This is a genomic window from Mediterraneibacter faecis, from assembly GCF_055383675.1.
In genome coordinates, this window is the sequence record NZ_AP043803.1 from 2,332,639 (window position 1) to 2,358,607 (window position 25,969).

The 25,969-nt window shown below is 43.4% G+C and carries 21 protein-coding genes and 1 pseudogene; 7 read left to right on the plus strand and 15 right to left on the minus strand.

What is annotated here, in order from left to right:
* Nucleotides 1-28: 28 nt before the first annotated feature.
* On the minus strand, nt 29-925 hold the full coding sequence (locus ACZ47Z_RS10955; protein WP_055147409.1) for a helix-turn-helix domain-containing protein: 897 nt from the start codon (nt 923-925) through the stop codon (nt 29-31).
* 137 nt (nt 926-1,062) lie between these two features.
* Between ACZ47Z_RS10955 and ACZ47Z_RS10960 the strand changes: the two genes are divergently transcribed.
* Together ACZ47Z_RS10960 and ACZ47Z_RS10965 are read left to right on the plus strand one after the other, a co-directional pair.
* Nucleotides 1,063-2,133: an ABC transporter substrate-binding protein gene (locus tag ACZ47Z_RS10960; protein WP_464525561.1), complete on the plus strand. Its 1,071-nt coding sequence runs from the start codon at nt 1,063-1,065 to the stop codon at nt 2,131-2,133.
* 123 nt (nt 2,134-2,256) lie between these two features.
* Nucleotides 2,257-2,571 carry a hypothetical protein gene (locus ACZ47Z_RS10965; RefSeq protein WP_054752236.1) on the plus strand — a complete coding sequence of 105 codons (315 nt, stop codon included), beginning with the start codon at nt 2,257-2,259 and terminating at the stop codon, nt 2,569-2,571.
* Here the strand turns inward: ACZ47Z_RS10965 and ACZ47Z_RS10970 are convergent.
* The 11 genes and pseudogenes from ACZ47Z_RS10970 to ssnA form a co-directional block, all read right to left on the minus strand.
* On the minus strand, nt 2,559-3,926 hold the full coding sequence (locus ACZ47Z_RS10970) for an MATE family efflux transporter (RefSeq protein ID WP_464525562.1): 1,368 nt from the start codon (nt 3,924-3,926) through the stop codon (nt 2,559-2,561). The genes ACZ47Z_RS10965 and ACZ47Z_RS10970 overlap by 13 nt on opposite strands.
* Nucleotides 3,927-4,059: 133 nt before the next feature.
* Nucleotides 4,060-5,118: a sulfate/molybdate ABC transporter ATP-binding protein gene (locus ACZ47Z_RS10975; RefSeq protein WP_464525563.1), complete on the minus strand. Its 1,059-nt coding sequence runs from the start codon at nt 5,116-5,118 to the stop codon at nt 4,060-4,062.
* Nucleotides 5,119-5,121: 3 nt separating this feature from the next.
* On the minus strand, nt 5,122-5,826 hold the full coding sequence (gene modB / locus ACZ47Z_RS10980; protein WP_020436849.1) for a molybdate ABC transporter permease subunit: 705 nt from the start codon (nt 5,824-5,826) through the stop codon (nt 5,122-5,124).
* Between the two features lie 258 nt (nt 5,827-6,084).
* Nucleotides 6,085-6,975, minus strand: a complete 891-nt coding sequence (gene modA / locus ACZ47Z_RS10985) for a molybdate ABC transporter substrate-binding protein (RefSeq protein WP_054752232.1) — start codon at nt 6,973-6,975, stop codon at nt 6,085-6,087.
* Nucleotides 6,976-7,125: 150 nt separating this feature from the next.
* Nucleotides 7,126-8,067, minus strand: a complete 942-nt coding sequence (locus tag ACZ47Z_RS10990; protein ID WP_054752230.1) for an NTP transferase domain-containing protein — start codon at nt 8,065-8,067, stop codon at nt 7,126-7,128.
* A gap of 72 nt (nt 8,068-8,139) precedes the next feature.
* Complete coding sequence (locus ACZ47Z_RS10995; protein ID WP_464525564.1) at nt 8,140-8,313, minus strand: hypothetical protein; 174 nt, start codon at nt 8,311-8,313, stop codon at nt 8,140-8,142.
* Nucleotides 8,288-9,514, minus strand: a complete 1,227-nt coding sequence (gene yqeB, locus ACZ47Z_RS11000) for a selenium-dependent molybdenum cofactor biosynthesis protein YqeB (RefSeq protein WP_464525565.1) — start codon at nt 9,512-9,514, stop codon at nt 8,288-8,290. The genes ACZ47Z_RS10995 and yqeB overlap by 26 nt, the downstream gene beginning before the upstream one ends.
* 105 nt (nt 9,515-9,619) lie before the next feature.
* Nucleotides 9,620-10,393, minus strand: a complete 774-nt coding sequence (gene yqeC, locus ACZ47Z_RS11005) for a selenium cofactor biosynthesis protein YqeC (protein ID WP_464525566.1) — start codon at nt 10,391-10,393, stop codon at nt 9,620-9,622.
* Between the two features lie 146 nt (nt 10,394-10,539).
* Complete coding sequence (gene ygfK / locus ACZ47Z_RS11010; RefSeq protein ID WP_020436843.1) at nt 10,540-13,533, minus strand: putative selenate reductase subunit YgfK; 2,994 nt, start codon at nt 13,531-13,533, stop codon at nt 10,540-10,542.
* A gap of 131 nt (nt 13,534-13,664) precedes the next feature.
* Nucleotides 13,665-15,107 (minus strand): annotated as a pseudogene (locus ACZ47Z_RS11015) (uracil-xanthine permease family protein).
* A 107-nt stretch (nt 15,108-15,214) separates the two neighbouring features.
* Nucleotides 15,215-16,549: a putative aminohydrolase SsnA gene (ssnA, locus tag ACZ47Z_RS11020; RefSeq protein WP_020436841.1), complete on the minus strand. Its 1,335-nt coding sequence runs from the start codon at nt 16,547-16,549 to the stop codon at nt 15,215-15,217.
* A gap of 249 nt (nt 16,550-16,798) precedes the next feature.
* On the opposite strand from ssnA, the gene ACZ47Z_RS11025 reads away from it, so the two are divergent.
* From ACZ47Z_RS11025 to arcC, 5 genes are all read left to right on the plus strand, one after another.
* Entirely contained in the window at nt 16,799-17,437 is a 639-nt protein-coding gene (locus ACZ47Z_RS11025; RefSeq protein WP_055147434.1) for a helix-turn-helix transcriptional regulator, read from the plus strand.
* Between the two features lie 28 nt (nt 17,438-17,465).
* Nucleotides 17,466-18,671, plus strand: a complete 1,206-nt coding sequence (gene dpaL / locus ACZ47Z_RS11030; RefSeq protein ID WP_015529484.1) for a diaminopropionate ammonia-lyase — start codon at nt 17,466-17,468, stop codon at nt 18,669-18,671.
* Between the two features lie 71 nt (nt 18,672-18,742).
* Nucleotides 18,743-20,053, plus strand: coding sequence for a YgeY family selenium metabolism-linked hydrolase (locus ACZ47Z_RS11035; RefSeq protein WP_015529483.1), 1,311 nt, complete (start codon nt 18,743-18,745; stop codon nt 20,051-20,053).
* Between the two features lie 146 nt (nt 20,054-20,199).
* Nucleotides 20,200-21,396, plus strand: coding sequence for a knotted carbamoyltransferase YgeW (gene ygeW, locus ACZ47Z_RS11040; RefSeq protein WP_054752218.1), 1,197 nt, complete (start codon nt 20,200-20,202; stop codon nt 21,394-21,396).
* 117 nt (nt 21,397-21,513) lie between these two features.
* Nucleotides 21,514-22,458 (plus strand): carbamate kinase, encoded by a 945-nt coding sequence (gene arcC / locus ACZ47Z_RS11045; RefSeq protein ID WP_015529481.1) that lies wholly within the window; start codon nt 21,514-21,516, stop codon nt 22,456-22,458.
* Between the two features lie 111 nt (nt 22,459-22,569).
* Here arcC and ACZ47Z_RS11050 read toward each other — a convergent pair whose 3' ends face one another.
* The 3 genes from ACZ47Z_RS11050 to ACZ47Z_RS11060 are packed head-to-tail and all read right to left on the minus strand — an operon-like array spanning nt 22,570 to nt 25,913.
* Nucleotides 22,570-23,844, minus strand: coding sequence for an amidohydrolase family protein (locus ACZ47Z_RS11050; RefSeq protein ID WP_464525567.1), 1,275 nt, complete (start codon nt 23,842-23,844; stop codon nt 22,570-22,572).
* 55 nt (nt 23,845-23,899) lie between these two features.
* Nucleotides 23,900-24,874: an XdhC family protein gene (locus ACZ47Z_RS11055; protein WP_464525568.1), complete on the minus strand. Its 975-nt coding sequence runs from the start codon at nt 24,872-24,874 to the stop codon at nt 23,900-23,902.
* 22 nt (nt 24,875-24,896) lie between these two features.
* Complete coding sequence (locus ACZ47Z_RS11060; RefSeq protein ID WP_117825162.1) at nt 24,897-25,913, minus strand: molybdopterin-binding protein; 1,017 nt, start codon at nt 25,911-25,913, stop codon at nt 24,897-24,899.
* Nucleotides 25,914-25,969 lie beyond the last annotated feature (56 nt).

The window sequence follows — 25,969 nt, forward strand, 5'->3', positions numbered from 1 at the left end:
CTTACCTCTCATATTTTCATTTACGTAATTATTTTCCAAACCGGAAGGACAGATAATAGACATAATCATTCTTTTCCCTAAAATTTCCCTGCTCCATTTCTTTTACCGGAATTGCTTCCAATCCATCTTCTCCGTAAATCAATGCCATCAGACCCTGTTCTGTATCCCGCTGAATCGGAACTTCACCTTCCACTTGTGTCGCACTTCTTCCATAATATTCTCTGTTTTCTACATTTTCCAGAATCGGAAAATCTGTAGAACATTTAGAATAATCGTCTGCTATGATCAATTTCACTCGAAACAATTCAAAATCCGGTATCACAGCAATCACACCTCTTTTAGCCGATTCGATCCCATCATAGTCCAAATCTGCCACTTTACTTTTATTAATCAATTCTCCCGCCTGATACTCTGACAAATAAATTGTCAATGTCTTATACTCTTCTTTTGCATAAAAATTAAAAAGATATGCCCCATCTGCTCCCGACAATAATTCTGCGGTTTTCATTTCTGCACTTGTCCGGTCAACTGCTGTAATATAATTCTTCGGCTGCATCACCTTATGAACGAAAACTGCTCCTAAAACCAGAACCATGATTACTGCAAATGTCGTTACCACTGCTAAAATGCTCTTTAAATTTTTCTGTTTCTTTTTACTGTCTTTCGTAACTTGTATAATGTTGTCTTCTGACTTTTTTTCTACATTTTCTGCGTCAATATCCTCCCCTGCAAGAAATTCATTTATGCTGATTCCCAATATCTCACATAGTTCCATATAAACCGACACATCAGGTAAGCAAATGCCTCGTTCCCATTTTGATACTGATTTGTCACTCATATTTAATTTTTCTGCAAGCTGTTTCTGCGTCATTCCCAGGGCTTTCCTTTTCCCTGCAATATATTTTCCGATTTTAACAAGATCCATACATTTCACCTACTTTCTGTTTACACTAAGCATAAAGGATATTTTCCAAAATGAACACCCCTTTGGAGTAGAATTTGACACATCTTCTCTTTTCTTGCATATTTTAAACGAGAATCTTATATCACTCTGGAGGATTTATGAAAAAGAAATTGATTTCCGTAATACTCGCTTCTGCTCTGACTGTTGGACTGTTATCAGCCTGCGGTTCTGATTCTTCCAAAGATAATGATGCAAATTCCAAAATCGACACAACAGAAACCGGATCCAACACAACCAAATCAGATATCAGTTCTGCTCCTGTCTCTGTGACATTGAACGAGGTAGCCCATTCTATCTTCTATGCCCCTATGTATGTTGCCATTGAAAATGGATATTTTGAAGATGAGGGAATTGAACTTACTCTCGTAACTGGTTTTGGAGCCGACAAGACAATGACTGCTGTCATCTCCGGTGAAGCTGATATTGGATTCATGGGATCAGAAGCATCCATCTACACATATAACGAAGGTGCTAACGATTCTGTCGTCAACTTTGCCCAACTGACTCAGCGCGCCGGTAATTTTCTTGTTGCCAGAGAAGAGATGAAAGATTTTAAGTGGACTGATTTAAAGGGGAAAGATGTTCTTGGTGGTAGAAAAGGTGGTATGCCGGAAATGGTATTTGAATATATTTTAAAGAAAAATGGAATTGATCCACAAACAGACCTCAACATCAACCAGGGAATTGATTTTGGTTCCACTGCTGCCGCCTTTTCAGAGGGAAGTGGAGACTTTACTGTTGAATTCGAGCCAAGTGCAACCGCTTTGGAAATGGAAGGAAAAGGATATGTTGTAGCCTCACTTGGTACTGACAGCGGCTATGTTCCTTACACTGCCTACAGCGCAAAGAAGAGCTATCTTGACAAACATCCTGAGATTATCCAATCCTTTACAAATGCGCTTCAAAAAGGTATGGATTTTGTTCAGATTCACACGCCAGAGGAGATTGCTTCCGTGATTGCCCCTCAATTTCCTGAAACAGATCTTAAAACCATCACAGCGATTGTAAACCGTTATTATACACAGGATACCTGGAAAGCAGATCTTATATTTGAAAAAGAGAGTTTCGAGCTGCTTCAGGATATTCTGGAAAGTGCCGGAGAACTGGATTCACGCGCTCCTTATGAAAAACTTGTTACAACTGAATTTGCCAAAAAAGCGATGGAATAAATCATTTCTTGCAGAAGAAAACGCATTCCACTATAATAAAAAGGAAGCCAGACTTCTGGCTTCCTTTTTTCAAAAACGCAATAACAAAACAAATTACTTTTTTCGAAAGGACATTGTATTACTATGATTGATAAAAAACTGATTCCTTACGGAGGACTTAAGAAAGAACCATTTTCAGGTACACATCATGGAATGCGCTATTTCTTTCGCGGAGATGACGGAAAAAGCAGCACAACCTTCACCGTATTCATTTATCCAGAACCGTGGTGCTTTGAAGATACACCGGAAGAAAAGAAAGAACAGAAGACATTTCCGCTCTCCGATGAAGGAATGGATGAAGCCATTGCCTGGCTTTTCGAACGCTTTGAAACTGAGAAATCCAAATGGTTGAATGCGAGCCGCGATGCAATGCACATTGTAAATAATCAGACCTTCTGATTATAATCCCCAAATATCTTCTTCATATGAACATTCATAATATAATAATACATCGCGATCAGGAGGCCTCCTGCCAGCACCCATGCTGCCGGGCTTGCCAGACATACTCCAAGGTAACTTCTTTCCTTCGCTGCGATCAATGCTACCACACCTCTTCCGATCAGTTCAGCAACACCGGCCATCATCGGCAGCAGGCCGTAACCGAGTCCCTGAATTCCATTTCTGTAGATATTCACAATTGCAAGCGGAATAAAGAAAAGTCCGATACATTTCAGATAGATATCCACAGAACTCATGATAATATCCACATCCTCTGAGACAAACAGATAGGTCATGTATTTTCCTACTGTCATGATAAATGTTGCTGCTACAAGAGAGTAACCGATACCAAGAATTGTACACGCCTTGAAACCTTGACGGATTCTCGGTACATTTCCGGCTCCGATATTCTGGGCTCCGTAAGTTGCCATTGTTGTTCCCATCGCTACATATGCCTGTGTCACAACCTGCTCAATCTTACTTGCCGCAGTAAATGCCGCCACAAGCGTAGATCCCAAAATATTCAGGGCAGACTGAACCATCATAGTTCCAATTGCCGTGATAGAATATTGCAATGCCATCGGAAGTCCGATCTTTAACTGGATCGCATAAATCTGTCCGCCAACATGCCAGTCTTCCTTTTTCAGATGAAGAATCGGAATCTTCCACATAATATAAATAAGACAGAGTACACCTGATATGCCCTGTGCTACTACCGTCGCGATTGCCGCACCCGGTGCGCCCATCTGAAACACAATGATTAAAAACAGATCCAACACGATATTCAGCAACGCACTGATAATCAGAAAGTACAATGGAATCTTACTGTTTCCCAGTGCTCTTAAAATACTGGATAACAAGTTATAAAGCATCTGCGCCAGGATTCCTCCGCTGACGATCATAATATACTTATATGCATCTGCAAAGATATCAGACGGCGTATGCATCAGATGTAACAGCGGTTTCATAAATAACATAAAGGTAACCGTAAGAAACAGTCCGATCAAGAATGAGAGGATTCCTGCCCCCGCAACGGTGCGCCGCATCCCCTGCATGTCTCCTGCGCCAAACTTCTGCGCTGTGAGAACAGTAAATCCGGCTGTCATTCCAACTACAAATCCATAGATCAGAAACATGATTGTTCCTGTGCTTCCAACTGCTGCAAGCGCTTTCGTTCCAACGAACTTACCTACGATCACAGCATCCGCCATATTATAAAACTGCTGGAAAACATTTCCCAGAAAGATTGGAAATGTAAAACTTAAGATCATCTTCATTGGGCTTCCAACAGTCATATCATTCTGTACTGATTTCATGATGTCCTCCTTTTTTCGAAAAACGTGCTTATTATATACTAGTTTTTCCCTGATGTAAATATCCTGAAAAGGAGTTTTTACATTTCTTTCAAAACGTAACGGTTCACTCAAAAATCGTCTATATGGGAAGATGCTATTCCAGGAACAACACATCTTCTTCCACCAGCTCCAGCGCATCCGGCATTCCTTTTTCCCGGATTTTCTCCTGATTCTCTCTCTGCACAAACCAGGAGATCACAGGCGGATCTGCCTCTTCATTTGCAGGCTTCAGATAATAGTTATCTTCGAACGGAAGCACTGCTTTACTCTCCAATCTAAATGGAATTTGATTCTTTCCACCTTCTCCCCAGATCGGGACAAAATCATGCGCACGATAACCGATATAGTTGATATTTTCTGGGATATTTCTTTGCTCTGTACACAACGTAATCCCCCAGTCTGTCAGTTCTGCGGTATGCTCATCCACATAAACTGCTCTTGTGAAATTCTTGCATCCAGTCAGCCGTGCCGCTTCTTTTCTCTGCGGATTCTGGAACAATTCTTTCGTCTTCCCTGCTGCCACAATCTGCCCCTGGTCGATGATCAGCAGTTCTTCACTGAACCGGTACACTTCATCTCTGCTGTGAGACACCATGATCACAGTACCCTCATAATCTTCGAGAAGTTCCTGTAATTCCTGCTGCAGACGGTCCTTCAGATACATATCAAGTGCTGAAAATGGTTCATCTAAGAGAATCACATCTGGTTTATAAGCCATGATTCTCGCAAGGGCTACCCTCTGCTGCTGACCTCCGGAAAGCTCTGCCGGGAATCGTTTTTCCAGTCCTGTTAGCTGAAATTTCTCAATCATCTCACGCACACGCTTTGCATTCTCCTGCTTTTTCCCTTTTAATCCGGCGGCGATATTCTTTTCCACCGTCATTGTAGGGAAAAGTGCATAATTCTGAAACAGATAGCCAATGTTACGCTTCTGCGGTTTTAAATTCACTTTATTTTCGCTGTCGTAAACTGTCTTTCCTTCAATTTTGATCAATCCGCTCTCCGGCGGCTCGATTCCTGCAATACTCTTTAGTGTCATGCTCTTTCCACATCCGGATGCGCCGAGGATTCCGATTCGTTTAGAATCACTTTTAAAATCTATGTTCAGCTCAAATGTATTCAGTTTTCTCTGAATCTTTACTTCTATCGCCATCTCTTACCACCTCTTGACATTCTTCATTTTCTTGCCCGAGATCAGATTCATCAGGAAGATCACCAGGAATGCAATCACCATGACAATCGCAACCCACACGCCCGCTGTCATATAGTCTCCGTCCTGAATGACCATTGCAATCTTCTGCGAGATTGTTCCTGTCTTTCCCGGAATATTTCCGGCAAGCATAGATGTCGCTCCATATTCTCCGAGTGCTCTGGCAAATGTAAGAATCGTTCCGGATGCGATTCCAGGTCCTGCGGTCGGGATCACTACTTTCCAGAAGATTTCTGTATCTGACATGCCGAGTGTCCTTCCTGCATAGATCAGATTCACATCGATCTGTTCCATCGCTGCACGGGCATTTCTGTACATCAGTGGAAATGAAATTACTGTGGCAGCAATGATACATCCAAGCCATGTCTGTACTACTTTGATTCCAAAATTTTCAAATAAAAAGATTCCAAACGGTCTTCTCCTGCTGAAGATCAGTAACAGAAAGAAGCCGGCCACTGTCGGCGGAAGTACCATTGGCAAGGTCAGTATTCCATCTATAATAGCCTTTTTCCCCGGAGTTGTCTTCACAACCTTACGTGCCGCATAGATTCCCAGAAAAAAGGAAAATATCGTAGCTACGATTCCTGTTTTTATTGAAATAAATAATGGGCTCCAATCCAGATTCTTCAGGATTTCCATCATTTCATCCATTCTATCATTCACTCTCCTTTACAACTATAAGAAAAGGGCTGTCCGAAACTTTTCATTTCTGGCAGCCTCTACTGTTACTGTTCACACGATGTGCGACCAGCAACGCATCTCGCCATTTTAAATCGCCTTTGGCGATGGGGCGAGATGCATTCAAGTCAAAACACGCATCCTCCGTGTCAATCAGCAAAGTGATTGACACGGGAGTGAACAGTAACCCTCTGCTTCTATAGTAACACATCCGTTACTATCACACTATCTTTATTCTACATTTGTATCGAAGTAATAAGACTCAAATACTTTCTTTGCATTGTCTGACAGAACAAACTTGATGAAATCATCTGCTGCTGCGTTCTGTGCATCATCAGCCTCATCATTTACTACACGTGCGATCGGATAGATTACATTTCCTGTCAGATCATACCCTACTGTCTGAAGAATATCGAGTTCGTCCTCGAATCCATATGTATCAGAGTAGTAAGTTGTTCCAACTTCACAAGATCCTTCCACTACTGCGGAAAGAACCTTGCTTACGTTGTCCTGCTCGCTGATCTCAAGTCCGCCAAGTGCTTCTGATACTTCTTCTGTTGTGATTGCTGAAGGATCATCCACCTTCGGAAGAACACCCATATTCATAAGTGCGGTTCTTGTATACTTACCTACCGGTACGCTTCCACCGGCAAGTGCAAAGCTTTCTGCTTCGCTTAAGTTATCAAGTCCTGTTACCTTTGTTCCGCTGTCTTTTCTTGTCACAACTACTACCTGGTTATTTACAACATTCGCTCTTGTTCCGTCTACTACAAGACCGTCGGACTCAAGCTGGTCCATCTGCTTCTGTGCTGCTGAGAAGAAGATATCACACTCATATCCTTCTTCAATCTGTGTCAGAAGTGTACCTGAACTGTCTGCATTGTATGTGATCTTTACGTTCGGATGCTCTTCGTTATACTGTGTTACGAGCTCATCCATTACATTCTTTAAGCTGGCTGCAATAAATACCTGGATCTCTGTTTCTTCTTCATCACTGACTTTGTTGTCAGTTGCTTCTGTTTTTGCTGTGTCGTCTGTCTTTTCGTCGGCTTTGGATCCACATCCAGCCATAGAAAACACCATTACGGCTGCCATCACTACTGCTAAAATTCTCTTTTTCATCCTACCTCCTCCTGACAGGCGCCTTGTTCATAAGATTGTTCCTGTCTTTTCTTTCTAAATGATGTTCTAATTATAACCGATTTGTTTTATTTCAACAATCGCTTTTCTAAAAAAAGTTGTGATTTACACAACTTTTTTTCATTGACTGAATTATGATTCAAAGATATCCTTATATCTCTTCTCTGCATATTTCACCACATCTTTTTCCAGCAGTTCATATTTTCTGAGTATGTCTTTCCCTGCTTCGCTTACACTGGCTACACCGCCATGCTTGCCTCCCGGACTTCGCTCTACGACGGTATATCCGAGTTCTTTCTCTGCACTTCTGATCAGGCTCCAGCCCTTGCTGTAAGACATTCCTGTCTTTGCACAGGCGTCTCTTACCGAACCAAGTGTATCAATCTGACGCAGAAGGAATACAATTCCCGGACCGAAGAAGTTCTCATTCTTCTCCAACTGAAGCTTCACTCTCGGACGGATTCTTCTCTCCTTTTCCTTCTCTTTGAAAATCTCACGGAAAGGTTCTCCCTGTCCGGAGTAAATCGCTACACCGTTGTCTTCCACCGGAACGAAAATGCGTTCTACATTCAGCACATCCATAGCGCCTTTAAGTCCACCTTCACCTTCATAAGAAGCAAACTGATCGATCATACTGCGATCCATCAGGATCGGATGTCCTTTTCGTTCTTCCCAGACAGGTACATAGACTTTCTCATGATCGTTTTCATTTTCTTTCGCTTTTTGCATCAACACACGTACGGTATCTTCTGTGAAAAGAGAAACTCCTGCCGGACAGAAGAAGAATTTCTCACAGCGCGGTTTCAGGTAGTTCATCCCTCGAACTGCTGACGTGATCATCTCTTCCTTCTCATAATCTTCACTGCGAAGGAATACTGCACCAAGCTTCGCCAGTTTCTTCTCCACCTGCTCCGCCTGGTATCCTGTGATCAGCACGATCTCATCCACGTCTGCTCTCTTGAAATTTAAAATCATCTGACGCAGAACCTGGATTCCATCCACCGACTTCATCTTATCATAACTCTTATATCCACCAGATTTTCCTGCTGCCGCAATCACTGCTCCTACCCGCATTTGCATTCTCCTTTCAGCTCACGCTGCTATTTTTATTACTGTTCACACTATATGCAACCAGCAATTCTATCATTATGCCGTTCCGAGATCTTCTTTGCGATCAATATCCTGAAGTTCTCCTGCCTGTACCGGCACAATTTTCAGCGAATCTAAGTTTTCTTTCAATATCTTCTTTCCACCGATATCTCCATCTAACTCCAAAAGTTTATCAAAGAATCTCTTATCCCACAAGAACCGGATTGCCATTTCTTGTTCCTTCTCCTGCACAAACGATCTTTCCCGGATTATGAAATGCTGTATTTATGATTCTCTGAATCGTGGATTTTTTTAATCTTGGCTGATCGCAGACACTGAACAGGACTCCTCGAAGCGGTGTTCCATTTTCTTCCGCATCCTCGATTGCCTTTGTCAGACCGAGCTTTACAGAAAGAGAGATTCCCTTCTCCGGTTCTTTGTTGCATACCACCGTGCAGCCTGCTGACTCTGCTGAAAGTGTAATCTCTTCTTTTCCTGTCACTACATAAGACTTGAATCCCTGAAATGCTTCAAACCGGCTGATCGCACTTTCATACATTGCTTCACCTTCTACAACAGCTTTGAGTTTATCTGAACCGAACCGAACACTCTGACCTGCCGCCAGCAAGATCAATGCGTATTTTCCTCTGCTCTTTTCATAACTGCAGACTGCATCGAGCACACCTCCGCCGATCGCCCTTGCTTTGTCTGAGATTGTCCGGCAATGCTCCTGCTTTGCACGAGCATCAATATCTCCAATCTTCAGTCCCTTCGTCACCTGAACACCTGGCTGAAGCATTCCGCGAACGATACCGTCCATCAACGCATAAACCGGCTCTCCGCCTGTAATTGCAACAATCTGTCCTTTTCGTACCAGATCGCCGATCACAGCCTTCGGTTCGATCACTCCATCTGCGGATGCTTTAATCAGACGCTCAATGGAATATCCTCCGACATTTCCCGGAACTCCGGTATTCGGGATTGCACTTCCATCCCAGATCACATTGCCCAGTGTATGTCCTCTCTTTGTCTCTACAACGCAGTTGCAGTCTTCTCCGGCAGTAAATCCAGGTCCGACTCCGACCACAAATGGTGCATCTGTGATCTTTGTTCCGAGATTTCTCTTTGCAAGGATGGCATCCACGATTACATCCGGCTGAAACCACTGTATGCATTCTGCCTTTGGATCAACGATCACAGGGATATCTCCCTGTTCCATGATCTTCTCTGCTTCTTCCTGATTCTTTGCCAGGCGTGCTGTCATATCTTCTACAACTGCCTCGCCTTCATAAACTGCTCTGGAAAATGCAACCAGTCTGCGGACCGTCAATGGCACAGCAATATCTGTCATCATAATCTGATGCCCTGCGCCATATAATCTGGATGCGATTCCTGTTGCCAGATCTCCCGCACCTTTAATCAATATCTTCATCTCAATACTTCCCATCTATTTTCCTGAGAATCTTCTATGATTCTCCGTTATTTTCTAATTTATTTACGTTCAAGAATAATCTCTGCACTTTTTCTACAATATTTATTACAGCTTATAAGATGTCACAAATATATTTTTAATTCCATTTTCATGTAAACACTTTGCAATCTTACATGCTCTTTCCTGCAGTTCTTTTGTATCTGCCTTATTCAACACAACAATATACTCTGCCTGCTTTGGACAGCCTTTTCGACCGCCCTGTTCATGACAGGCAATCTTTATTATGTCCTCTTCTGTCACCTGATCTTCCGGCTGTTTTCCAAGAAGCTCTGCCGCCTTTTCACTTCGAAAGCAGATTTCTTCCAGCTTTTGATCCAAAGCGTCCATTCCATAAACAGAAAATACATGTGTTGTCTGTGGCAGGAGCACAGGTTCTTGTTCTCCCGGTACTTTTAACGGCAGCACCCTTGCTCCGTCCGCTTCAACAAGTAATGGCACATTCCAGCTTTCTATCTCTGCCAGAATCAACTCCGGAACGCAACTCATTTTCCCTTTTTTCGCTCTTGCCCCAATCCAGACCTGTCCATATTGTTCAAGGCATTCCTTCACTCGTTCAAGCAGCTCGTTCCCTTTACAAATCCACTCTTCCTCTTCAGCCACACAACTCCATGGAGTCGTCTCTTCTCTCATATGAGTTGTTGTAAGAACAATTGCCTTTTTCCCCATCAGCGCATACTCTTCTGCAAGCCTTCTCAATGTAGAGGTCTTTCCTCCCGCACCGACAGCAGCTATCATCGGACATTCTGTATCGTCAGGCTTTACTACCGATAAGAAAGAGTCTGCTTCACAAAGTCTGTCATCTCTGAAATAGCTTATCATTTTACAGATCCCTTCTTTCTATATTTCTGCGTCTTTTGAAAAGAAGATAGCCCACAGGCAGATGCCTGTGAGCTATCTATCTCACATATTATCACTCTGGTCTCACTCAATTTCCACCGGAGCAATCTCACATAAACCTTCTGCTATTATCTTAACAGATATGTGTAGTCCTTGCAAACAGTCTCCATTACTTTCTGAAGTGCTTCCGGAATCTTTGTCTCTTCTCCAAGTGTCCAGTCGAGGATCTCTCCACAGAAACGAACCTTGCAGTGTACTGCATCTTTATCCAGTACTGTGAATCCCTGATTCTTGCTGTCTGCCATATCGTTCTCGTCCATGAATAATGTGAATTTATCCAGGTACGGAGCACTGTCGTATGGACAGAAGCTCTTACAGTTACCACACTCATTACACATGTAATCTACGTGTATGATCTGATGTTTCTCCAGTCCCGGAACCTTGATTGCTACATTTGCTCTGTTCGGGCAAACTTCCTTACAATTCTCACAGATTCCTGCACAGTTAAGACATCTCTTAGCCTCTGTGCTGTCTTCGCGTACGTCTTCGAGGTTACCCTTTCTCTCGTATACAACAGCTTCATCTGTCTCTGCATCGAAATCTCTTACAAGAGTCTCTCCGATCACTGCCTGAGCAGCTTTGAGACCATCACGGATACCTTCTACTACTGTAGCCGGTCCGCCAAGTCCGTCACCAACAACGTAAACGTTCTCTACGTTTGTCTCTAATGTCTCTTCATTTACAAGAGCACGTCCTCTGTCATTTACGTTGATTCCATTTGCCTCGTAAAGAGCAGTCGGAACTTTTTCACCAACAGCTGCGATCACTGTATCAGCCGGGATCTCTTTGAGTTCTCCTGTCTTAACAACGCCTCTTCTTCCAGAAGCATCCATATCGCCAAGAACCATAACTTCGCAGATCAGTTTTCCATTCTCAAGTTTAACAGGAGAAAGGAGTTCCATGAATTCTACGCCGTCCTCTACTGCCATTACCAGCTCTTCTTCGTCTGCCGGCATATAGCGTTTTGTTCTTCTGTATACAAGATATACATGTTCAACGCCTGTTGTACGTTTTGCTGCTCTTGCTGTATCCATTGCTGTGTTACCACCACCGATAACTACAACGTTCTTACCGATATCAAGTTTTCCGTCATTTGCCTTGAAGTCAGCCAGGAACTCGAGTGCATTCTTAGCTTCACCCTGCTCAAGTCTTAATACTCCAGGCTCAGAAGCTCCTACTGCAAGGATCACTGTTGTAAATCCTTCTGCTTTCAGTGCTGCTGTATCTTTTACTTCTGTGTTCAGACGAACTTCAACGCCCATCTTCTCAAGAAGTGCTGCATCTTTATCAATAGATGTTCCCGGAATTCTGAATTCTGGGATCACGTGGCGAACAACACCGCCGAGAGCGTCGTTCTTCTCAAATACTGTAACTGCCATTCCGGCTCTGCGCAGGAAGTAAGCAGCTGCCATACCAGCCGGTCCTCCACCGATCACTGCTGCCTTACCTTCTTTTGTGATTGCAGGTGCTGTCAGCTTGTTCATCAGTGCTTCGTATCCGTTCTGAGCTGCCTCAAGCTTCATCTCACGGATATGTACCGGTGACTCATAGAAGTTACGTGTACATTTGCCCATACAAGCATGTGCACAGATTGTTCCTGTAATGAATGGAAGTGGATTCTTCTCTGTGATAACATCCATAGCTTCTTCATATTTACCAGCTTCTACAAGCTGCAGATATGTTGTGATATCCTGGTGGATCGGGCATCCTTCTTTACAAGGAGCGATGAAGCAGTCGATCAGCGGAACCTGTTTGTTGATCTTTCTGGACGGAAGCGGTTTTACAGCCTTTACATGATATGGGCTTGTCTTTGCTTCTTCAACCAGTTTCTCTGTCTTGGCAGCGTCGATACCTGTGAATACAACGCCTTCTTTCTCAAGAAGTCCTGCAATCTGGCAAAGTCTGTCATATCCGCCTGGTTTCAGGATTGTTGTAGCCATTGTTACCGGCCAGATTCCTGCATCGATGATTCCTTCGATGTTATGGAAATCAGCACCACCTGAATAGGAGATTCTCAGTTTTCCACCGAAATCTCTTGCCAGCATATTTGCTACGGAGATGGAAAGTGGATACAGAGATTTTCCTGACATATACATCTCTTCACTTGGAAGTTCGTTCTGTTTTACATCAACCGGGAATGTGTTAGTGATCTTCACACCAAACTCCAGGTTTCTTTCCTGACAGACAGCGATCAGTCTGTTCAGCATCGGAACAGCATCCTCGTACTGCAGGTCGTCTTTGAAGTGGAAGTCACCGAATGCGATATAATCGTATCCCATGTCATCCATTGTCTTTCTTGCATACTCGTATCCAAGAAGTGTCGGGTTACATTTGATAAATGTATGGAATCCCTTTTCTGTGATCAGATACATTGCGATCTTCTCAATTTCTTCCGGAGGGCATCCGTGAAGTGTAGAGATTGTAACAGAATTACAGATATCACCGGAAATGCTTTCGATATCTTCTGCTGTCACTTTCTCGAACAGGTCAACATGCTCAAGAAGATAAGCCTTGCAGTGCTTGAAAATCTCTGAATCCTGTGCATGCTGCATTGTGTTCAGGAATGTGTCAACCTTCTCTGATTTAATTCCGGCAAGATCATATCCAACACTGATGTTGAACTGGAATCCGTCCATGCTTCCAAGTCCGAATTCTTTTGATATCACTTTCAGAAGGAACCATGCTTTGATGTACTCCTCCATTGCCTGTGGAACAAACAGCTCTGTAGACCACTCACAGTTGTAGCACTCGTCATCAGCCTTGATACATGGTCTGTTGATGCATGCTGCAAGCTCGTCTCCGTCCATTACCTGAACTGTCTTCAGCTCAAAGAAACGGCTTCCTGTGTAGTAAGCTGCGATAATATTCTGTGTCAGCTGAGTGTTTGGACCTGCTGCCGGTCCGATTGGTGTCTCAAGATCGCGTCCGAAGATTGTGCGGTTGAACTTGCTGTCCGCATGATATGGATGACGCTCTCCAAATACTGTTCCATTCTCTTTGTACTCTGTCAATGTCCAGTTTAAAAGCTGTTCAAATGACATAGGTCTCATAATTTCACTCATACTTTTTACCTCTCTTTTTTTTTATCACGGAAAACCTGCCATCGGCAGGTTCTTCCGTAATGATTAAATCTTTGAAATCACTGACAGATTATTCCCCAAGAACCTGTCTTTTCTCAAAGATCTGTTTCCTTTTATTTTGCCTCCGGCTTTGGATCTTTCGGAAGAACCAGATTCAAAATAACTGCAAAAATTGTCGCCAGTACAACCGGTGATGATGCAAATGTGTTATTGATGATGGACTGGAAGTTCTCAAGTCCCATTGTCATTCCTAATCCATCGTAAATTGTTGATGTCATCTGATTTAAGCATCCGTTACTTAAGGATACACCCATACCGATTGCAATAGATAATCCTGCAACTGTTGTATTTCTTGTAGACATACCTTCACTTACAAGAAGCTTGATACCTGTCATTGCGATACCTGCGAATACAGATGCTACTGCTCCACCAAGTACACACTGAGGAATTGTTCTCAGAAGTGCTGAGAATTTCGGAATCAGTCCTGCAATCAGAAGGATAAATGCTGAAAGTGAAAATACCTTTCTTGCTACAACTTTTGTAGAACCAACAATACCTACGTTCTGGCTGTAAGTTGCTGTCGGAGGACATCCGAAACATGCACTTACGATATTACTGATACCATAACCGATGATACCACCGTTGAGCTCCTGGTCAGTAGGAAGACGATCCATACCACCACTTGTTGTAGCGGAGAAATCTCCCATTGCCTGAATGGAATTGACAAGGAACAAAATCGCCAGCGGGATAATCGCTGAGATATCGAATTTTACACCGAAAGCGAACGGTTGTGGAAGCTGGAACCAACCTGCGTTTGAAAGTGCTGAAAAATCAACCATTCCAAAGCACAATGCAAGTACATATCCACAGATCAGACCGATCAGGATAGATGCAAGTTTGAAAAGTCCTTTTCCGTAATGGTTCAGACCGATTACGATTGCCAGTGTTACAAGAGATACAAGCCAGTTCTGCCAGGAACCATAAACAAGTGCTGCTGTCTAACCTCTCTGCTCTACGATCACTTCATATGTGTTCGCGGAGTTTCCTGCCATGTAGTTAATAGCTGTCTTATAAAGAGACAGACCGATTGCAAAGATAACAGTTCCGATTACCAGTGGTGGGAACACCTTTCTGATCTGCTTAATAGTAAGTCCAACGATAATTGCTACAATACCACCTACGATCATCGCGCCAAAAATCGTGTTAACGTCCTGAGCCTGTGCTGCAATTGCTGTCATTGTCGGAACATAAGCAAAACTTACACCGATGATGACCGGAAGTCCGGATCCAAGATGGATCTTATTTCCATACAGCTGAAGGAATGTTGATAATGCTGCAAATACAAGTGACATCTGGATCAAGAGACCCATGTTTACATTTCCGCCTGCATTATTCGCTGCATTTGCAACCAGAATTGCCGGTGTAACACATCCTACAACTGCTGCAAGTACATGCTGGGCAGCAAGCGGAAGTATCTGACCAAATGTCGGGTTACCATCCCACTTAAACAGTTCTTCGTTTCCTCTGCGAGGTGCTTCTGATTTCTTTTCTTTCATTATTTTATTGTCCTTTCCGGTTAGTTTTGACGAAATGTGCGATCAAAGATACTGTCCACATCTGTTATATATGTTAACATTAATGAACAGTATCCGTCAATCTAAGCCTAACGACTATTGATACGTTTTCCAAGTTCGGCTGCTGCCTGTCTGCAGTCTGCCATAACTTTCGCTTCGTCAATCTCTGTCAGTCTTCTGTCTTTCATCAATACTTTACCGTTTGCAACAGTTGTCACAACATCGTGTCCAGTTACTCCGAATACAAGGTGACCATTGATGTTATTCTCATTCATTGGTGTCAGCGGATTGTAATTAACAATGATCACATCTGCTGCTGCACCTTCTTCAAGAACTCCGAGCTTCTGGTCGAAATAACGTCCTGCAATCTTTGCATTGTTCTCAAACAGCATTTTCGGAACTTCTCCCCATGCTGCATTTGGATCGCAAAGGTGATGTTTATGAAGAATATTTGCCACTTTGAAGGATTCCATCATATCATGTGTATATCCATCTGTTCCAAGTCCTGTAAGGATTCCTCTGTGTACAAGTTCCATTGTCGGAGGGCATCCGCAGGCATTTCCCATATTGGATTCCGGATTATGAACAACCATTGTGTTTGTATCTTTGATCAGATCCATCTCATGTGGGTTGATGTAGATACAATGTCCAAGCAGTGTCTTCTCCCCAAGAATATTGAAGTCCATCAGACGGTCAACAATTCTCTTTCCATAATGTTTCAGGCAGTGATGCAGATCTTCAATTCCTTCTGCAACATGAATATGATAACCAACTTCATCCGGTTTGTTTGCTGCTGCAAGTTCCATTGTCTCATCTGAGATTGTGAACTGTGCATGCATACCCATCATTCCGGCGATCATTCCGCTGTCATCCTTCAGTGCATGACGAATAAATTCTGCATTCTCCATTACAGACTCTCTGGCCTTGTCTTTTCCATCTCTGTCGGAAACTTCATAACAGAGACAGGAACGAATTCCTGTTTCCTTCGCTGCTCTCTCAATTTCAAATAAGGAACCTTTGATAGCTCCAAAGCTTGCATGATGGTCAAATACTGTTGTTACACCGTTCTTGATAGAATCAATATAAGTAGCCATAGCACTTAAATAAGTATCATTCAGTGTCAGGTTTCTATCCAGTGTCCACCACATTCCTTCAAGAATGCTGAGCAATCCTGTTGGATTGTATCCATTAATAGCAAGTCCTCTTGCAAAAGAACTATAGATATGTTCATGAGTATTAATGAATGCCGGCATAATCACTCCGCCTTTTGCATCAATAAACTCTGCATCTGGATAAGCCTTCTTCAACTCATCTGTTGGTCCAACCTTACAGATTACTTTACCATCAATTGCTACTGCGCCCTCTTCCATATAAGGACATTCAGGGTTTCTTGTCACAACTCTACCATTACCTAAGATCAACATAATTGTAACCTCTCCTTTTTATGAATTTCTACACTTTGATGTTAAAATGCCATCTGCCTGTTATGTGCATTTCGTACATCAACGTCTCTGATACACATAGAATAACATCTAAATTGTCTAAATGCAACAAGAAATCTAAAAAAGTTTTTTGTTACCTAAAAAATTTTTAGGAAAGGTATTGACTATCGTGATTTTTATGATATTATGGGATTATGAAGACAGAAAGCATGTAGAAAGGCAGGTGGACATATGCGCCATACCTTAGATTTTCTTAAGCAGCTTGCACACGGACTTGCAATTCAATTTGGAAGTTCCTGTGAGATTGCAATTCATGATTTGAAGACAAAAGATCTAGAGAAATCGATCGTGTACATCGAGAACGGACATGTATCGAACCGACAGACCGGAGATGGTCCTTCAGGAATTGTTCTTGAGACACTTCAGTCGGATCCGTCAACGATTCATGATAAGCTTTCCTATCTTACTAAAACAGAAGATGGACGGATCCTGAAATCGAGTACCTTCTATATAAGAGACGATGACGGATCAATCTCATACATCTTCTCATTAAACTATGACATCACAGCTTTTACAGCTGCGAGTACAGCAATTCAGTCTTTGATCGCTACGAAAGACAATCTTCCGGATCTTACAGGTGATTCGCCACGGCAGATCACACATAATGTAAATGAACTTCTGGATTTGTTAATCGAGCAGGCCGTTGCAAAGGTCGGAAAGCCAGTTGCAATGATGAACAAAGATGACAAAGTTGCTGTTGTCCAGTATCTGGATCATGCCGGTGCTTTCCTTATTACAAAGTCCGGCGATAAAGTTTCTTCGTATTTGGGGATATCGAAATTCACACTTTACAGTTACATGGGCAAATGACACGTATTAATTTAAGGAGGTCACTATAATGGAAACTATCAAATGGGCAGTAAACGAAATGCCAAAAACAGATGACTCTCAGCTTCAGGTAATGTCACTTGAGAATGTAGCGAAAGCTCGCGCATTCCATGAGAGCTTCCCGCAGTACAGTGTTACACCACTTGTAAAACTGGATCACATGGCTGCATACCTTGGACTGAAAGAGGTCTATGTAAAAGATGAGTCTTATCGTTTCGGACTGAACGCATTTAAAGTACTCGGCGGATCTTTCGCAATGGCTCGCTACATTGCAAAGCAGACAGGAAAGGATGTTTCAGAACTTCCTTACAACGTTCTTACATCTGACGAACTGCGTAAAGAATTCGGACAGGCTACTTTCTTCACTGCAACAGATGGTAACCACGGACGTGGTGTTGCATGGGCAGCGAACAAGCTTGGACAGAAAGCTGTAGTACTTATGCCGAAGGGATCAACTCAGACAAGACTGAACAACATCCTGAAAGAAGGAGCGAAAGCTACAATCGAAGAGGAAAACTACGACGAATGTGTTCGTATGGCTAACGCTATGGCAGAGAAGACAGAGAACGGCGTAATGGTTCAGGATACAGCCTGGGACGGATATGAAGAGATTCCGGCATGGATCATGCAGGGATACGGAACAATGGCTAACGAGGCTGATGATCAGCTTCATGAAGCTGGATGTGAGCGTCCGACACATGTATTTATTCAGGCTGGTGTTGGTTCACTTGCCGGAGCAGTTCAGGGATTCTTCGCTAACCGCTATCCGGAAAATCCACCGAAAGTTGTTGTTGTTGAAGCTGCGCCTGCTGCATGCCTTTACAAAGGAGCATGTGCTAAGGACGGAGCTATCCGCATCGTAGACGGAGACATGGTTACAATCATGGCTGGTCTTGCCTGTGGAGAGCCGAACACAATTTCATGGGATATCCTGAAAAACCACGTTGATACATTTATCGCAACACCTGACTGGGTTGCTGCCAAAGGTATGCGTATGCTTGCTGCACCTTTCAAAGGTGATCAGCCTGTTACTTCCGGAGAATCCGGAGCCGCACCGTTTGGAACACTTGCGTGCATCATGACAATGGATGAGTACAAACCGCTCAGAGAGCACCTCGGATTGGATGAGAACTCAAAAGTACTTCTCTTCTCTACTGAGGGAGACACTGATCCGGATAGATACAAATCAATTGTCTGGGACGGAAATGAGAGATAATCATTTCTCGCAATACAATAAGAAGAAACTGTAACACCAAAACAAGATTTTATTTCAAAAGGAGAAGAACAATGGATCTTAACAAAATCAAAGAGTATGCAAAAGGCTATGAGAAAGACATGACTGCTTTCCTTCGTGCTATCGTAAAAAATCCGGGAGAAAGCTGTGATGAGAAAGCTCACGTAGAGACAATCGCTGCTGAGATGAAGAAAGTTGGATTTGACGAAGTTGTCATCGACCCACAGGGAAATGTTATGGGATTCATGGGAACTGGCGACAAGATCATCGCATTTGACGCACATATCGATACAGTAGGTATCGGTAACATCGATAACTGGAAATTCGATCCATACGATGGATACGAGACAGAGACAGAGATCGGTGGACGTGGAGTATCTGACCAGTGTGGCGGTATCGTATCTGGTGTATACGGAGCAAAGATCATGAAAGATCTCGGACTCATTCCAGAAGGATACAAAGTAATGGTTGTTGGTACAGTTCAGGAAGAAGACTGTGACGGACTTTGCTGGCAGTACATCATCAACGAAGACAAGATTCGTCCGGAGTTCGTAGTTTCTACAGAGCCTACAGACGGTGGTATCTACCGTGGACAGAGAGGACGTATGGAAATCCGTATCGATGTTAAGGGAGTTTCCTGTCACGGTTCTGCTCCGGAGCGTGGAGACAACGCGATCTACAAGATGGCTGACATTCTTCAGGATGTTCGTGCTCTTAACGAGAACGATGACGCTGACGAGACAGAGATCAAAGGTCTTGTTAAAATGCTTAACCCGAAATTCAACCCTGACTACGAAGAGGCTCGTTTCCTTGGACGTGGAACAGTTACAACATCTCAGATCTTCTACACATCACCAAGCCGTTGTGCAGTAGCAGATTCCTGTGCTGTATCTCTTGACCGTCGTATGACATTCGGAGAGACATGGGAGAGCTGCTTAGATGAGATCCGTAACCTGCCAAGCGTTAAGAAATACGGTGATGACGTTGTTGTTTCTATGTACAACTATGATCGTCCGTCCTACACAGGATGTGTATACGAGATCGAGTGCTACTTCCCAACATGGGCTATTCCGAAGGATCACAAAGTAACTAAGGCTCTTGAGAAAGCTTACACAGGACTTTACGGAGATCAGAGAATCGGTGCTGCTGACACACTTGAGATGCGTCAGGCTCGTCCTCTGACAGATAAGTGGACATTCTCTACAAACGGTGTTTCTATCATGGGTAGAAACGGAATCCCATGTATCGGATTCGGACCTGGAGCTGAGGCTCAGGCTCACGCACCAAACGAGATGACATGGAAACAGGATCTCGTAACATGTGCTGCAGTATACGCTGCACTTCCACTGTCTTACGCTGAGTAATTCAGTATTTGCTAACGCACTTGCGTGTGATCACGCAACCAATTCATTGAACCTATGGCGTTCTGACCGGATAATTTCCGGCCGGAACCGCCTTGGCTAATAAACCTAAAAACAAATAATTCATTTTAATCAGGAGGATTTTAAAGATGGACGCAAAATTACAGGGATATATTGACAAACTGAACGCACTCAACTTCAAAGAGATGTACAATGGTAACTTCTTCCTTACATGGGAGAAAACAGACGACGAGATCGAAGCTGTATTTACAGTAGCTGATGCTCTTCGTTACATGAGAGAGAACAACATTTCCACAAAGGTATTCGAGAGCGGACTTGGAATTTCTCTGTTCCGTGACAATTCCACACGTACACGTTTCTCTTTCGCTTCTGCTTGTAACCTTCTTGGTCTTGAGGTTCAGGATCTTGACGAAGGAAAATCTCAGGTTGCTCATGGTGAGACAGTTCGTGAGACAGCTAACATGATCTCCTTCATGGCTGATGTTATCGGTATCCGTGATGATATGTACATCGGAAAAGGTAACAAATACATGCACGAAGTTGTTGACGCTGTAACAGAAGGAAACAAGGACGGAATTCTTGAGCAGAAACCTACACTTGTAAACCTTCAGTGTGACATTGACCACCCAACACAGTGTATGGCTGATATGCTTCACATCATCCATGAGTTCGGCGGAGTTGAGAACCTGAAAGGCAAAAAACTTGCTATGACATGGGCTTACTCACCATCTTACGGAAAACCACTTTCTGTTCCACAGGGAGTCATCGGTCTGATGACACGTTTCGGAATGGACGTTGTTCTTGCTCATCCAGAAGGATACGAAGTATTCGAGGATGTTGAGAAAATTGCTGAAGAGAACGCTAAGAAATCAGGCGGATCCTTCAAGAAGACTAACAACATGGCTGAAGCATTCAAAGATGCTGATATCGTATATCCAAAGAGCTGGGCTCCATTTGCAGCTATGGAAAAACGTACAGAGCTTTATGGAAACGGAGATACAGAAGGTATCAAAGCTCTTGAGAAAGAACTTCTTGCTCAGAATGCAGAGCACAAAGACTGGGCTTGTACAGAAGAGCTCATGGCTACAACAAAAGACGGAAAAGCTCTTTACATGCACTGTCTGCCAGCTGACATCTCAGGCGTAAGCTGTGAAGAAGGTGAAGTTGACGCTTCCGTATTCGATCGTTACAGAGATCCACTTTACAAAGAAGCTAGCTTCAAACCATACATCATCGCAGCTATGATCTTCCTTGCTAAATTCGAGAACCCACAGGAAATCCTGAAGAAGCTCGAAGAAAGAGGAATGTCCAGAATTTTTGAGTAAATTTAAATTTCTCAGACAAAAATAGTTTCACAGTTACCTTAATTAGTAACTTATTGTACAGGCCTGAATCTTTCAGACCTGTACAATACCTTTACAGTAAATACGGAGGATCCTAAAATGGAAAAGAAAAAACGTATTGTCATTGCCCTCGGCGGAAATGCCCTTGGCAATACTCTTCCTGAGCAGATGGCTGCTGTTAAGATTACAGCACGCGCGATCGTAGACCTGATTCAGGAAGGCTGCGAAGTAGTCGTAGCACACGGCAATGGTCCTCAGGTTGGTATGATCAACAACGCTATGATCGCATTAACACATGAGGATGAGAAACAGCCAAACACACCACTTTCTGTATGTGTTGCAATGAGCCAGGCTTACATCGGATATGACCTGCAGAATGCTCTGAGAGAAGAATTGTTCAACAGAGGAATCCATGATATCCCGGTTGCTACAATGATCACTCAGGTTCGCGTGGATGCTGATGATCCGGCTTTCGAGACACCATCCAAGCCAATCGGTAAATTCCTTTCTAAGGAAGAAGCTGATGTCATGGCTGAAAAATATGATTATATCATGAAAGAAGATGCAGGACGCGGATACCGTCGTGTTGTAGCTTCTCCAAAGCCGCAGGAGATCGTTGAGATCGGTACAATCCGTACAATGGTTGACTCCGGTGACCTTGTAATTGCCTGTGGCGGCGGTGGAATCCCGGTTATGCGCCAGGGCAACCACCTGAAAGGTGCAAGTGCAGTTATTGATAAAGACTTTGCCAGTGCTCTCCTTGCCAAAGAGCTCGACGCAGACTTCCTTATCATTCTGACTGCTGTAGAGAAAGTTGCACTGAACTACGGAAAGCCGGATGAGAAATGGCTTGACGATGTGACAGTTGATGAAGCGAAACAGTATGTAGAAGAAGGACATTTCGCTCCTGGTTCTATGCTTCCTAAGGTACAGGCAGCTCTTGACTTTGCTGAATCCAAACCTGGAAGACAGTCACTGATCACACTGCTTGAGAAAGCAAAAGACGGAATTCTTGGTGAGACTGGAACAAGAATCCACCTTTAATATTGAAAAATCGATTGAATAAGTCAATTACTTAAAACTCCTAAAATAGAAAATGAAAAAACCTCAGAGAACGGTGCTGCAACACCCGGACCTGAGGTTTTTTCATGTGTTTTATATGATTTTATTTCCTCTGACGTATTTTGCCTTTACTTCTCTCTCATCAGCAAGATAAATCATTCTTTCCAAACGATCTTTCACACTCATCTGACGGGAGGATTCAAGTCTGCTGTCATCTAATACAACAGCATCGAATTCATATCCTTCTTCAAAACTTCCGACTTTTCCGAAGAAGGATCCGCCACCCTTAGTTGCCATATAGAATACTTCTTCTGACTTCAATGCCGGATATTTCTGATCGACAAGTCTCCAGCGCATCTTTGACATCTGAATTGCATGTGCCATTGCCCGGAAAAGATTCTCTGTCGATCCCCCTGCGACATCACTTCCAAGTCCTACAGAAAGTCCCTCTTCCAGATAACGTTTTACCGGTGCAATTCCGGAAGAAAGATTCTCATTTGATTCCGGACAATGTGCTACATACACACCGTTCTCTTTCATTCTCTGGATCTCTTCTTCCGTACTGTATACGCAATGCGCCATAACCGTCGGTGCATCTGCTCCAAACAGACCAAAATGATCATATGCATCTCCATAAAACTCTGCATACGGACAAAGTTCTTTTACCCATTCGATCTCTGATAAATTCTCTGATAAATGTGACTGCACCGGAATCTGGTAACGCATCTGAACCATCTTCAGCATATCTAGAAGCTCATCCGTACAGCTCGGAATAAAACGAGGTGTCAGGATCGGCAGCGTATTTTTATACTTTTTATGCTGCACATCCTTCATCCATTCCAATGTCTCTTCCGCAGACTCTTGTGTACCTTCACGAAGTTCATCCGGTGAATTTCTGTCCATATTCACTTTTCCGACCATCGTGACCAAACCGCTTCTTTCCAGATGATCCATCAGAACAAGTGTCGATCTTCTATGAATTGTCCCAAAGACGCATGCTCTTGTTGTTGAACTATGTTTCAAGTTCTTGGCAAACTTCGCATACGCCTCATTCGCATATAATACATCCTTGTATTTTGCTTCCTCTGGAAATGTATTCGTCTCCAGCCACTCCAGAAGTTCCAGATCCATCCCTGTACCGCGGAATGTATACTGCGGTGCATGTATATGCAGATCTGTCATTCCCGGAATAATCAGACAATCTCCATGATCCTCAATTGGTTCCCCTCCAAGTCGGAACGGAAGTGTCTGATAGATTCCTTCTACTTTTCCATCTTTACACACAAGATAACCGTGTTCGCATATCTCAAATTCATCTTTCGTCTTTGTATAGATAATATTTCCTTTTAAAATTTTGATATCATCCATCTTTCTTATTCTCCAATCTCAATTACTACTATCATTCTTACTTTTTCCAGAGCGCTTATTTTACCCTTTCGAGCATAACCTCAACAACGCCGCCACAGACCATACCTTCATCCTCGGCTGCCTCTGCTGTCATGTCTACCTTGCATACCTGGAATCCTTCCTGTTCCGTACGGATCATGAGGAGTGCTTTCTGAATAATCTCACTTTCCACACATCCTCCACCAATTGTATCGATGATCCTTCCATCTCCGCATACAAGCATCTTTGTTCCTACGCCACGTGGTGCAGAACCTTTTCTGGAAATAATTGTCGCAAGCACTTTTCCACACTCATCTTCTTTCAGAATTTCTTCAAGAAGTTCACTGGAATATCCGCCGCTCTTTGCACGGCTGTTTTTAATCTGAATGATTTCTGCCATAATAGACACCGCGATCTCTTCCGGCGTCTCAGCAGCGATCTTCAACCCAATCGGCGTATGGACTGCTTCAAGCACATCTCTCTCAAACCCTTCTGCCTCCAGCTGATCTTTTACGATCGCAGTTCTTCTCTTACTTCCCATCATTCCAACATAAGCTCTTTGCTTTCCAAGGATTGTTCTGAGACAATCTGTGTCATATCTGTGACCTCTTGTAACAATAACAAACCATGTATCTGTATCTCCTTTGATCTTTGCAAGACCATCTTCAAATGGTTCGCAATAGACCTGGTCAGCCTCTGCTCTTCTCGCATCATCTGCAAATTTCGGACGATCTTCTACCACCGTAACATGGAATCCAAGCATCTTTCCCATGCGAATGATTGGCATAGATACATGACCTGCCCCACAGATCACCAGCTTCGCCGGACGGCTGATACGCTCCTGAAAAATACGTTCACCTTTTTCATCTACAAAAACACTGTCTGTATCCTTCGGTTCACCTTTCAGCAGAGTTTTCTTTCCAGCTTCTGCACCGTCAATCTGCGTCTGTGCCCAAAGCTCTTCTTTTGCTTCTGCAAGCTCAGCCTTCAGATTTACATAAAATGAATTCATTCCCCAATTCTCCTTCATCTTATTATTTTCCAAATCCACAGTTTGGATAAGTACATACTTCACAGTTCAGGCAAAGTCCGCCTTCTCCAAGCACTGTGAAATCTTCCACACTTAATCTCTCGCCTGCTGCAATTCTCGGAAGCACCAGATCAAAGATTGTTCTTCTTGCATACATTACGCATCCCGGAAGACCTGCAACCGGAATCTCTCCTTTATAAGCCAGCATGAACATTGCACCCGGAAGTACCGGCGCACCGTAAGTGATCACCTCATCCGTTGCATTTCTGATAGATAACGGTGTTCTGTCATCTGGATCAACGCTCATCCCGCCTGTACAGACTACAAATTCCGCGCCCTTAGCGATCCATTCATTGATCGCATCTGTTACCATCTGAGAGTCATCGTCACAGAGTACATTTCCAAGTACTTCCATGCCTGCCTCTTCTAATTTTGCTTTTACGACCGGAGTAAATTTATCTGTGATCCTTCCATGATAAACTTCACTTCCTGTTGTCACAATTCCGACTTTCATCTGATGGAACGGAAGAATTGTGAAAATCGGCTCTTCCCCACAGAGCTCTTTCACATGATTCATCTTCTCTTCCTCGATCACTAGCGGAACAACACGCATGCCTACGATCTTATCTCCCTTTTTCACCGGGAAATTGCCATGTCTGGATGCAAGCACGATCTGACCGAGCGCATTTACTTCATTCAATTTCTCGCGATTGATCTTCAGAAGGCCGTCGCACTGTGCAGTCAGTTCGATCTTTCCTTCTTTCGCCTCAGATGCATTCATATGCTCTCCCTGGCAGACCTGGCGCAGCACCTCTGCCGCATCATTTTCATGAAGCATGCCTTCCTGCTTCTCCCATACATAAAGATGTTCTTTTCCTACAGAAAGCAGTACCGGAACGTCCTCTTCTGTCACTACATGTCCTTTACGGAAAACCGCATCCTTCACAACTCCCGGAATAATCTGGGTAATGTCGTGGCAAAGCACACTGCCGACCGCATCCTCTGTTCTGATTAGTTGCATCTTATCCTCTCCTTTTCTTTCCCCAAGTTTGTGCGGAATGCATGTTTCCTGCATCC